We start from the raw sequence: 10,925 nt of genomic DNA, 5'->3' as shown, positions 1-10,925 counted from the left end.
CCCCTTGTTCAGGGGTCATTTCGCGGGTTCTCAGAACGACTTCTATTAGATTGTCCAATTGAATGGCGAGGTTGGCACTGAGTATGAATACTCATCGCAAAGGTGGGATGCTCCCGCTCATCCCCACGCTCGCATTCTCAACTTAGGACACCGAATTGCTTTACTCCGTAACCTATCTACTCGTCTGGGAACCGCCATCTACTCCGATCATGGCTGGAATATGTGGCATGAGCAGTGGCTGTCGCTCACCGCTGACTCTTTGCATAAACTCAAAACCGAGGGCAATACTTACGACTATATTTTCTTAGACGAGTGTGAGCAGTTTATCGCTCACTTGCTATGTTCGAGCACCTGCAAAGAACATCGTCATGCCATTCTGCAATCCCTCAAATACTTTACCTACTCTGCTCGGTGCGTTGTCCTGAGCGACGCGCACCTATCCGATGTCTCGCTGAAATTCATTCTGGCGATGCGACCCGATCCCACCGAGTCGCCGTTTGTGATTCGCAACCGCTACCAGAATGGCGATCGACGCGTTTTCTGGCATGAAGGCAGCGATCGCTCTGGCATCGTGCGCCAAATTAAAGCCTCGCTATTTTTGGGCGATCGCGTGATTGTCGCTTGTGACGGCTTGGAGTTTTCCAAAGATCTCTATGAAGCCCTCCAGACCTTATTCCCAGAAAAACGGATTATCTGCATCAACTCAGAGAACTCGAACGAGTCGGGGATGCGATCGCTGATTGAGAACATCAATGCTCCTGGCAAGCTTGACGGCATCGACTGCCTGATCTACTCGCCCTCAGTCAACACTGGTGTGAGCATCGACACCCCTCACTTCGACAAAGTATTTGGGGTCTTTGTCGGGGGGTCGCTAGCTGGAACGGACTGCATTCAGGCACTCAACCGCTACCGTCTCAAAGTGGACTGGCATGTCTGGGTTGGTTCTAATCCGATTGGGGGTTACCGCCCCATTAGTGCGGAGCGAATCAAACGCAACAAACTTCAGGAAAATGACCTGTGCGGCTTCTTGCTTAAGATTGTCCAAGGCAGCGGGGAAAAGACGGTGGCAGATGAATTCGCTTGGGATGCTTGGGCAGCTATTCAAGCGCGGCGGAACGAGTCACTCAATAATTTACGGGGGGATGTCCGCTTTTTGATTGAGGCACAAGGACACCATTTAACAACGCTGAGTGAGGAGACTGATTGGGAAACGAAAAGCGAGTTGAAAGCTGCCCGCGATACCAATCGGCAGGTTCATAGCCAGGGCATCTGCAACGCTGCACCGATCTCCGCAACCGAAGCACGTCAACTAGAAGCTAAAGAGCGTCCAACGTTGCAGGACCACTATCATCTAGAGCGTCATCGAATTGAAACTTCCTGGGGCAAGACGGTAGACGCAGAACTGATTGAACTGGACAGAGGCGGACGCACGATCCGCCAGTTCACGCTGCTGGAAGCGCTCCTAGAAAACCCTTCTGAGGTCAGAACCCTAAACGGCAAACGTATCTACTTTCCCCCAGCGTTAGTTGCCGAGAAAGACACAATGGAACGGGAGATTTTTCATTCCCTGGATTGGCGCAATGACTCTGTTTCTTGGTCGCTGCGCCGGGAGCTAGGACTACACCAGTTTCTCAAGCCCGATCGAGAGTTTCGTAATGCTGACTCAGACTTGCTGGAGTTGCAAAAGCAGGCACAGCGTAATGCCCTGATCATCAAAGATTTCTTAGGAGTCACCATCCGTCGCAATGCCACTCCGATTCAAATCTTGCAGCAGCTATTAGAGCAAATCGGGCTGCGGCTGGTGTGCGATCGCCGTGAGGGATCTCGCGGCGACCAGGTGCGTGTCTATCATCTCGCCCCTGAGCAGTGGACGACTGCTCAAGAGGTGCTAGCCTACCGTCGCTCTAAGCGTGAATCGCAAGACCAGAAGACAGTCGAAGCACATTCGACTTCGGTAGTCACAGGGGTCACTTCTGATAAGTATTTAAATAAAGGGGAGGTTGTGACTACCAAGCGTGAGTCACAAGATTTACCTCAAAATGATCTAGCGGATGGGCTGGAGATTTTGGCACAGGCAGTGGAGCTTCAACAACAGGCGTTGGTTCAAGCGCTTTGGAAGACGTGGAATTCGTTGCAGCGATCTCACCTGTTGTCTTTGATGTCGGATGAGTTGCGGCGGCAAATGATGAGCTGTTTGGGACTCACGACTGGTGCGCTCGTTCGCTGGTTCAATAGATCTGGGGAGTGGGTCGTAAGATCGCTCGGTACAGCTACTGCTAGAATCTTTAGCGGAACTAGCCCAAGCATGGAATGGATAACTAATCTCGGTGAGTTGGAGTTAGTCACCCCACCGGCTTGAGCTTAACGGCTGGGGCTAAAATCCCCACTCTTAAAACTTTGCTGGGATATCTGCTATCGTTCAACGATTTCACGCTGGAGATCTGAATAACAAGCTCTGACATTATTTGTTATTGCAGCAAAATTAAAGCAGTCCTCTTAACCTATTAACTCACAGGCTTTAACGATGAACGTTTCCCTCACGCCCGAACTGGAACAGTTTGTCCAAGCAAAGGTCAAGACTGGAAGTTGTCTTTCTGCTAGTGAAGTCGTCCGAGAAGCTCTGCGCCTGTTAGATGATCGAGATCGACTGAGGGAGATCAGAATCGATACTCTCCGCAAAGAAATTGCGATTGGCATTGAGCAGAGCGATCGGGGAGAAGTCTTCGATGGGGAAGAAGTAACTCAAGAACTGTTGGAAGAGATTGACTAAGCTTGTCAATCTCGATGATAAAAACGAAAATTGACTAGTCATGAGCAACCAAAGGCAGGAAAAACGAACTTTGTCAGCCTGAACATCATTCAAGACTAGAAAACTTATTGTGGAACGGGTGGATTAGCGAAATTGATTGAGCAGAGTGCTCGTTAATCTCATACACTTTGGATTGTTGTTACTGGGCTGAGAGCATTGGTTCGAGTCATCACGATTTACAATCAGTCCGGCGGCGTGATGAAAACTTCCCTGACGATGAACTTGGGATATCATCTAGCGCTGCATGGTCGATCTGTGTTGCTGATTGATATGGACCCCCAAGCAAGTTTGACTGTTTTCATGGGGTTAGAGCCAGCAGATTTAGAACAAACGATCGCGGATTCTATTTTGGATAACGCGCCTTTAGCGATGCACCAGAATGTTCATCAGATGGATTTGCTGCCTTCCAACATTACCCTCAGCGCTGTCGAGATGCGTCTTGTTTCTGCGATGGCGCGAGAATGGCGATTGAAAAGAATCCTAGAACCTATTCAAGCGAAGTATGACTTTGTTTTGATTGATGCGCCACCTAGCCTGGGTGTCTTGAGCGTCCTGAGCTTGGTTGCCTCTACCCACGTTCTGATTCCAATTCAAACGCAATACAAGAGCTACAAAGGCACCGAGTTGCTGCTAGATAGCGTGAAGCAGGTGCAGGATCAGGTTAACCCCGATCTAAAAATTGCGGGTATTGTCCCAACGATTTATGCCTCAGCTAATGCCCAAGACAAATCGATTTTGAGTGCGATTCAAGAACAGTTAGCGGCGATCACGACTATCTATCCCCCTATCCCTCGTGCGACTGCTTTTGCGGACGCTTCAATGGAGCATTTACCCTTGGCACTATATAGTCCGAATCACAGTGCCGTGAAGATCCTGGAATCTATAGCTGACGGTGTGGAGACATTGCTATGAATAAGAATCGATCAGTAGTGCCTCAAATGCGGGGGGTCAGTGCTTTTCTAAGTGCGCCTGTTGAAGCAGCAGCTTCAATAAACACGGTCTCAATCTCTAAAATCCGTCTTCCTTCTCATCAGCCCCGACGCTACTTTGATCCGGAAAAGTTACAGCAGCTAACGGACTCTATCAAGCAGCATGGCGTATTAGAACCGCTATTAGTGCGTCCACTTCAGCAAGGAGAATATGAACTCGTTGCGGGAGAGCGACGATATAGAGCGGCTAAAGCAGGCGGTTTAGAAACTGTTCCCATCACCGTCCGAGAGCTATCGGATCAAGAAGCTGTCCAGCTTGCCCTGGTTGAGAATTTGCAGCGCGAAGATCTCAACCCTATTGAAGAAACTGAAGGCGTTCTAGAACTACTGACGCTGACGGTGGGCTGTAGCCGAGAGGAGATCTCAGAAGCCTTGACTCAGATGGCGACGGCTCAAAAGAAGGGAATTGATCCATCGGGAAACGTTTCCCGACAGGTAGAAGCAATCGCCAATATTCTAGAATCGACGATCAACCTGACCCCCGAAAGCTTCCGAACGTCCAGGCTGCCTTTACTCAATCTACCCTCAGAGATTCTGGATTCGATTCGGCAGGGCAAGCTGGAATATACTAAAGCAAGAGCGATCTCCAGAGTGAAAGATGAGCATCAGCGGCAGCATCTATTGCAGACTGCGATCGAGCAGTCTCTATCTCTGACTCAGATTAAGCAACAAATTAAAGAATTAACAGTCGTCTCGAAACCAGAGCTGCCGACGATGAGCGATCGACTGGTCTTAATTTCCCGTCAATTAAAGGGACTGACTGATCCTAAAAAGCAAAAACGCTTAGAGAAGCTATTGCAGGATTTAGAATCTCTGGTTGAAACTTAGAGGGATGATGAACCTTTAGTAGTCCTCATCTCCCAACTAAAATCTGTAAGTTTTGCTGTCTTTGCTAATTGTGTTTCCAGAGGAATGTAGAGCCGTTACCTCAGTGTATGATTCTCTCTGATGGAGAGATGAGCTTTAAAACATGAGTGCGTTACTACCCAGTGATTACCCAGAATTTCTACGAGATCTGAAAGCCAAGATTCAGGCACGGCAAACGAGAGCAATTTTAGCTGTCAGCCGGGAGCTGATTGGTTTGTACTGGGAAATTGGGCAACAGATTGTCAATCGGCAAGAAACGGCGGGTTGGGGCGATGCTGTGATCACTCAGTTGGAGCGTGACCTAAAGCGGGAAATGCCCGATTTAGAGGGCTTCTCCCGGCGCAACCTTTATCGGATGCGATCGCTCTATCTCTCCTATCGTGAGCAAGGCGAGAATGTGCCACAGCTTGTGGCAAAGATTCCTTGGGGGCACAATACAGTGCTGCTAGAGAAGGTGAAAGACCCGGCAGAACGAGAATGGTATCTGCAACAAACGCTGGAGCAAGGCTGGAGCAGAAATGTTCTGATCCACCAGATTGAGAGCAAACTCTACATCCGTCAGGTTAGACAGACCAAAAGCCATAATTTTGGGCAGACTCTACCAAGTCCGCAGTCTGAGCTAGTAGAGCAGGCACTGAAAGATCCATACATCTTAGACGTGCGCCGTGACATTTGGAATGACATCCTTGGCACAGCCAAGAGAACACTTGGGAGGTGGTGTCTAAGCTGACCAATCTACCTGGCGCTGAAAAGCAAAGGGGAAAGCAGCATATTGGTAAAGCGGTGAGCGGAGATAAAATGCCCAAACCACTGCACCGCAAAGCTTGTGAAGCAAGGTAAAAGCTGCCTTGCTTGAACTCTAGTCCCAACTAGACCAAGGGTAGTCTCGTCGGAACGGCATTTGATACCGACGCTGGTTCATCCAGATGTTCAAGTCGAAGACATTTGGAACTCCCAGGAATCAGAGTGTTCAGGGATGACCTGAACTAAGGGAACGAACGGAGTACCTAACCTTCACTCGGACGTGTCATTCCAGAAAAGCGCGGGATTGCCTACGGGACGCGAGTCCTAACAGGTTGAGGGGTGAGTTCCTTCAACTAAGAGTGAATCTTTCACTCTGGCAACGGAGCCTCCATAGTAGTCGGCGAACGGGAAAACCGTTTACATGGCGAAGGGAGGCAGGTGACTCGATGAACAACACAGAGAGGTGCGCGAGATGCGTGAAGCCGAAACTGTTTTAGACATCATCCGTGAGCGAGGTCACTATCGTTCACCGTTAAGAGACCTTTATCGACAACTGTACAATCCCCAACTCTACCTCCGCGCTTATGGGCGAATCTATCGCAACAAAGGCGCACTGACAAAGGGAGTCACAGCGGAAACGGTGGATGGCATGTCACTGGGCAAGATTAACGCCATCATCGAAGCGATTCGATATGAGCGATATCGTTGGACTCCGGTTCGACGAGTCTACATTCCGAAAAAGAATGGTAAAACTCGTCCATTAGGACTTCCATCCTGGTCTGACAAGTTGCTCCAGGAGGTGATTCGTTCCCTCCTAGAAGCCTACTATGAACCTCAATTCTCCGACTCCTCCCACGGCTTCCGCCCAGGACGGGGTTGCCACACAGCCTTGACGACCATCAAACGAATGTGGCATGGAACCAAATGGTTCATCGAAGGGGACATCCAAAGCTGCTTCGACAGCATTGATTCAGAAATTCTGTTGAAGATTCTGCAAGCGGATATCCCAGACAACCGTTTTCTGCGACTGATCCGAAATCTGTTGCGGACGGGATATATGGAAAATGGACGGCACACTCCTACTCTCAGCGGGACACCGCAAGGGTCAATTCTGAACCCCATCCTTTCCAATCTCTACCTGAACAAACTGGATCAGTTTGTCGAACAAACGCTGATTCCAGCGTACACAAAAGGGCAACGACGAGCGCACAATCCGGTTTATGACAAACTCTCCAATCGCGCCTACTACCTGAGACGACAGGGACAAGTCGAAGCCGCTCACAACCTGGAACAGCTTCGTCGAAGCATTCCAGCCAACGACCCGAACGATCCCAATTATCGACGGTTGCGCTACGTGAGATATGCCGACGATTTTCTCCTCGGCTTTGCCGGATCAAAGCAAGAGGCAGAAGCGATCAAGGAACGACTCAGGACTTTCCTACGCGAGGAACTCAAGTTGGAATTGTCCGATGCCAAGACTTTGATCACTCATGCCCACAGCGAACCCGCCCGCTTCCTCGGATACGACATTTCGATTACGCAGTGTGATTCTAAGATCACGACTAACCGCCGCTCGCTCAACGGCGGGATCGCGCTCAGAATGCCTGTATCTTTCCTACAAGACCGCTGTCGGTTCTATATGAAACGAGGAAAGCCTATCCATCGAATGGAACGAACGCACAACACGGACTACAGCATTATCAGCCAATATCAATCGGAGTACCGAGGCTATGTCCAGTACTATCAATTGGCAGATAACGTTGCTTGGCTCAATCAGCTTCATTGGGTGATGCGAACCTCCTTACTGAAGACATTGGCACACAAGCACAAATCATCGGTGGCGAAGATGGCACACAAATATCGTGCCAAAATCAAAACTGCTGAGGGATGGAGAACGTGTTTGGAAATTACCGTTCCACGAGCAGACAAGCCGCCCTTGATTGCTCGTTTTGGTGGAATTCCGCTCAAGGTCAATTCGACGGCAACGATCCAAGACCAAGCTTTGGCTCGGCACTCACTCGGTCGAACTGAACTGTTACAACGACTGCTAGCAGATACCTGCGAGGTATGTGGCTCGGTGCAAAACATCGAAGTCCATCATATTCGCAAGCTTGCCGATCTAAACTCGGCAGGACGCAAATCGAAACCCGATTGGATGTATCTAATGGCATCGCGACAACGAAAGACCTTAGTGTTGTGTCGAAAATGCCATGACGACCTTCATGCGGGTAGACCGCTACGAGGTCAGACGGAACGAGCGACTGGAGAGCCGTGATGCGGTGAAAGCCGCACGTCCGGTTCGGAGGGGGGACGATGGAAAAGGAGCCGCAAACGCCACCTCGTCAGCGTCCTACCCTACTTCTTGATGCTGAAACAGGGCGCAAAAGAGCGCGATCTGCAAAATGCACTGCTGGAAAAGCTGCGAGATTTTTTGGTAGAGCTGGGCAATGGCTTTGCCTTCATGGGCAGCGAGTATCCGCTGCGGGTCAGCGATCAAGATTTTTTCCTCGACCTCTTGTTTTATCACTACCGACTGCGTTGTCTGGTGGTAATCGACCTAAAGATTGGAGAGTTCAAACCGGAAGATGCGGGCAAAATGAATTTTTACTTGTCAGCACTGGATGCCCAAGTGAAGCACTCAGACGATCGCCCCTCGGTCGGCATCATTTTGTGTAAATCGAAGGACCGATTAATTGCAGATTACGCTTTGGCAAACTTGAATCGAGCGATCGGAGTCAGCACCTATCAATTAGGCGACCTACCACTAGAGATTCAATCGGAATTACCGACAGTCGAGCAGTTACAGCAGGTGTTAGAGATACCCATAGCCAATGAAACGGAAGGATAAACCGACACAGCTAGTGCCGCTTTGCCCTTCCGTTAAACGATTTAGCTCAATGCCCTTAACTTTGGTTTAAGGTTGCAGCGATCGCCTTGAAATTTTCTAATCCAGCCGCTAGGTTCTCAATGATCTCGGTCGCTAACACGTCTGGATCAGGCAGGTTATCTAGATCAGTCAAGCTGTTGTCTTTCAGCCAGAAGATGTCCAGGCTAGTCTTATCTCTGCTGATTAGTTCGTCGTAAGTGAATTTGCGCCAACGACCTTCTGGGTTAGTTTCTGACCAGGTAGGCTGACGTTGAGCGCGATTCTGCGGGCTGTAGCAATTGATGAAATCCTGCAAGTTTGCCTTCTGCATCGGATTTTTCTTCAAGGTGAAGTGGACATTGGTACGGAAATCGTAGTACCAGACTTCCTTTGTCCAGGAATCTTTGGCGGCGGGCTTGTTGTCGAAGAAGAGGACGTTGGCTTTTACGCCCTGTTTGTAGAAAACCCCAGTGGGCAACCGCAGGATCGTATGTAAATCTGTTTTTTCCAAAAGCTTCTTACGGACTTTCTCTCCGGCTCCGCCTTCAAACAGAACGTTATCGGGCAAGACTACGGTGAAGATTTGCCCCAGGATGCCTTTTTCTCTAGCGAGTTCCTGGAGGATTTTGAGGTAATGGAGTTCGAGGTCTGCGCCGCGTTTGGTGGTGAGACTGCTCCAGTCGTATTCCATCGGAATTCCGGTGGGGCGTTTGTAGGGCGGGCGGCTATATTCGTCTGCCATTTTGAGGAACAGCAGGTAGGTCAACTGCTCTAGGTAGTCGCTATAGCCTACGCCGTCATCGCGGAAGGTGTTGCAGAAGCTCCAAACTTTAGAAACGATCGCTTGTGTACTCATCACTATTTCCTAAATCAGAGAACTCATATCAAACAGCAGCCTTTTGTCTAACCAGCTTCCTCTACCCTCGCCGATCAGAATTACGATCCTCGAAAGGATTAACCAAGGAAATGCCACAATCTTCAAAGTCGCGGATATTGCGTCTCACTAAAACGAGTTGATGAATTTGAGCGGTTGCTGCAATGAGCATATCTGCCTGAGTTCGAGGTTTGCCTTGGGTTTGTAATGTGCCGCGCAAAATGCCAGCCCGATGAGCGATCTCCTCCGTAATGGGCAAAATGTGGCAGTTGATTTGGAGAAATTGCTCGAACCAACTTTGAATGCGGGTGTTGGGCTTGGCTGCTAGCCCATAGGCGATTTCTTCTAGCGTGACGACGCTGAGGGAAATTTCGATGATTGGTTCACTCCAGGCAAGCACGTTAGGGTGAGGACGAGAACGAGCCAGCTCACTCAGAATGTTGGTATCACAGAGTATGGTCATGGATGGCTCAAGCAAAGGGGTTTGGGCGATCGCTGCGGTTAGGTATTTCCAGGGTGTAGTTTTCTTCTGCACAAAGCTGGCGAAGTTCGGCAAAGGCTTGAGCTAGGGGGCGCTGACTTTGCTGCTGCTGCCATTGCATAAATTTTTGGAACGCTTCAGCCTCAACCACGACTGCGACTAATTGATTTTGGCGATAGATCATTTGTGGCTCTTTCTCAACTGCCTGGATTAGATCGTTAAAGTGCTGCCGTGCCTCTTCGATTTTCCAACTCATGCTGTTCTCCTTCGGCTATATGCCTTTTATTTTCAACTGTTTTGAAGTTTGGGGCGATCGCTTTTCTTGCCGTTCTGCTTTAATTCGCTCTAGCAGCTTCTCGGCTGGCTCATCATTGGGGTCTTGCGGAACGAGTTTGCCTTCAAAGGCTTGCTTTAGGATGCTCTGCCGCAATGCTTCAGCTTTTTGCAGGTTTTCAATGATGGTAGATTCGAGTTGATCGCAGATGGAGAGACGCGATTCAATTTCTTGAACGATTTCTTCTTGCTCTTCAAAAGAAGGAAGCGGAAACTTGATTGACTTTAGAATGTTCTGATTTAGAAAGTCTCTAGTTGATCCTTTACATAATTCTTTGACTTGTTCTTTAACAGTTCCACCGCCTTGAAACAAATAAACAAAGAATCTTGAGTTAACAACCCTTTGATCAAGCGATAATCTCATGAGATTAGTTGAAATAAGAGATAAACCTCTCCCCTCTGGAACGCAACAAATTTCGCCTACTGTTCCAGAACGAGAAATGATAATATCACCACCTGTAACCCCAAAGGAGTCAAGCTCTTCTGCCTTCTCTTCTGAGACAAATATCTTGTTTCTAGGAATAAAAACCCCATTTCCAATAGACTTGTTGTGAAATAAAATGCTTTTGTGGACAGGGTTTGCTCCTCTTTGCCTCCCGTTAAGCAGCCATGAGGTAGAAGTTCCATAACCCAGTCGCTGTGAGCATCAGATGGTCGTCGAAATTAGCCACACGATTCCTGTAAATCGCACTCACTGCCCCGTAGCGCTTGACTCCCGCAAAGGCATTCTCACAGACGACTCGGCTCCGACTCAACTCCCGGTTAAAGTCCTTTTGATCCTGAGTTAAGCTGCCTCCTCTGGGCTTCTTATACCCAATCTGGATATTGTCATACTCCTTTTGCAATCCTTGAAACCCCAGGTCTACTTCAATCGCAATCTCAGTCGGAAGTGCCCCAACGATTTCTGCTTCGTCCAGCAATCGCCTGTCGTGGTGCCTGCCGTCTTGAGCGGTACTTAGAAC

12 protein-coding genes are annotated in these 10,925 nt (G+C 49.1%); 7 read left to right on the top strand and 5 right to left on the bottom strand.

Annotated features, from left to right (window positions below):
• Window positions 1-58: 58 nt before the first annotated feature.
• The 7 genes from BRW63_RS26165 (at window position 59) to BRW63_RS26135 (ending at window position 8,257) form a co-directional block, all read left to right on the top strand.
• A complete protein-coding gene (locus BRW63_RS26165) occupies window positions 59-2,359 on the top strand; it encodes a plasmid replication protein, CyRepA1 family (protein WP_143162127.1) in 2,301 nt (766 codons plus the stop codon).
• Window positions 2,360-2,524: 165 nt separating this feature from the next.
• Complete coding sequence (locus tag BRW63_RS26160) at window positions 2,525-2,770, top strand: type II toxin-antitoxin system ParD family antitoxin (RefSeq protein WP_073075258.1); 246 nt, start codon at window positions 2,525-2,527, stop codon at window positions 2,768-2,770.
• 195 nt (window positions 2,771-2,965) lie between these two features.
• The gene (locus BRW63_RS26155; RefSeq protein WP_073075257.1) at window positions 2,966-3,721 is read left to right on the top strand and encodes a ParA family protein; all 756 of its coding nucleotides are present in this window, start codon (window positions 2,966-2,968) and stop codon (window positions 3,719-3,721) included.
• A complete protein-coding gene (locus BRW63_RS26150; protein ID WP_073075256.1) occupies window positions 3,718-4,626 on the top strand; it encodes a ParB/RepB/Spo0J family partition protein in 909 nt (302 codons plus the stop codon). Before BRW63_RS26155 ends, BRW63_RS26150 begins: the two co-directional genes overlap by 4 nt.
• A gap of 142 nt (window positions 4,627-4,768) precedes the next feature.
• Window positions 4,769-5,395 carry a DUF1016 N-terminal domain-containing protein gene (locus BRW63_RS26145; RefSeq protein WP_073075255.1) on the top strand — a complete coding sequence of 209 codons (627 nt, stop codon included), beginning with the start codon at window positions 4,769-4,771 and terminating at the stop codon, window positions 5,393-5,395.
• 486 nt (window positions 5,396-5,881) lie between these two features.
• Window positions 5,882-7,684 carry a reverse transcriptase/maturase family protein gene (locus BRW63_RS26140; protein ID WP_073075254.1) on the top strand — a complete coding sequence of 601 codons (1,803 nt, stop codon included), beginning with the start codon at window positions 5,882-5,884 and terminating at the stop codon, window positions 7,682-7,684.
• Window positions 7,685-7,774: 90 nt separating this feature from the next.
• Window positions 7,775-8,257 carry a DUF1016 domain-containing protein gene (locus BRW63_RS26135; RefSeq protein ID WP_073075253.1) on the top strand — a complete coding sequence of 161 codons (483 nt, stop codon included), beginning with the start codon at window positions 7,775-7,777 and terminating at the stop codon, window positions 8,255-8,257.
• A 55-nt stretch (window positions 8,258-8,312) separates the two neighbouring features.
• Here BRW63_RS26135 and BRW63_RS26130 read toward each other — a convergent pair whose 3' ends face one another.
• The 5 genes from BRW63_RS26130 to BRW63_RS26110 form a co-directional block, all read right to left on the bottom strand.
• Window positions 8,313-9,131 (bottom strand): N-6 DNA methylase, encoded by an 819-nt coding sequence (locus BRW63_RS26130; protein WP_073075252.1) that lies wholly within the window; start codon window positions 9,129-9,131, stop codon window positions 8,313-8,315.
• Window positions 9,132-9,192: 61 nt separating this feature from the next.
• The gene (locus BRW63_RS26125; RefSeq protein ID WP_223257527.1) at window positions 9,193-9,684 is read right to left on the bottom strand and encodes a type II toxin-antitoxin system VapC family toxin; all 492 of its coding nucleotides are present in this window, start codon (window positions 9,682-9,684) and stop codon (window positions 9,193-9,195) included.
• A complete protein-coding gene (locus BRW63_RS26120; protein ID WP_073075250.1) occupies window positions 9,620-9,886 on the bottom strand; it encodes a type II toxin-antitoxin system Phd/YefM family antitoxin in 267 nt (88 codons plus the stop codon). Before BRW63_RS26120 ends, BRW63_RS26125 begins: the two co-directional genes overlap by 65 nt.
• A gap of 15 nt (window positions 9,887-9,901) precedes the next feature.
• A complete protein-coding gene (locus tag BRW63_RS26115; RefSeq protein ID WP_223257528.1) occupies window positions 9,902-10,471 on the bottom strand; it encodes a restriction endonuclease subunit S in 570 nt (189 codons plus the stop codon).
• Window positions 10,472-10,562: 91 nt separating this feature from the next.
• The coding region (locus tag BRW63_RS26110; RefSeq protein WP_223257526.1) for a transposase family protein at window positions 10,563-10,925 on the bottom strand (363 nt) is incomplete at its 5' end.

The organism is Phormidesmis priestleyi ULC007 (assembly GCF_001895925.1).
Classification (GTDB): Bacteria; Cyanobacteriota; Cyanobacteriia; order Leptolyngbyales; family Leptolyngbyaceae; genus Phormidesmis_A; species Phormidesmis_A priestleyi_A.
Note: the sequence above shows the minus strand (reverse complement) of the source record. Positions and strands in the feature narration are given on the sequence as shown.

Coding starts and splice junctions, on each gene's coding strand:
- BRW63_RS26145 (WP_073075255.1), top strand. CDS start 4,769: ATGAGTGCGTTACTACCCAGTGATTACCCAGAATTTCTACGAGATCTG.
- BRW63_RS26140 (WP_073075254.1), top strand. CDS start 5,882: ATGCGTGAAGCCGAAACTGTTTTAGACATCATCCGTGAGCGAGGTCAC.
- BRW63_RS26150 (WP_073075256.1), top strand. CDS start 3,718: ATGAATAAGAATCGATCAGTAGTGCCTCAAATGCGGGGGGTCAGTGCT.
- BRW63_RS26130 (WP_073075252.1), bottom strand. CDS start 9,131: ATGAGTACACAAGCGATCGTTTCTAAAGTTTGGAGCTTCTGCAACACC.
- BRW63_RS26160 (WP_073075258.1), top strand. CDS start 2,525: ATGAACGTTTCCCTCACGCCCGAACTGGAACAGTTTGTCCAAGCAAAG.
- BRW63_RS26135 (WP_073075253.1), top strand. CDS start 7,775: ATGCTGAAACAGGGCGCAAAAGAGCGCGATCTGCAAAATGCACTGCTG.
- BRW63_RS26120 (WP_073075250.1), bottom strand. CDS start 9,886: ATGAGTTGGAAAATCGAAGAGGCACGGCAGCACTTTAACGATCTAATC.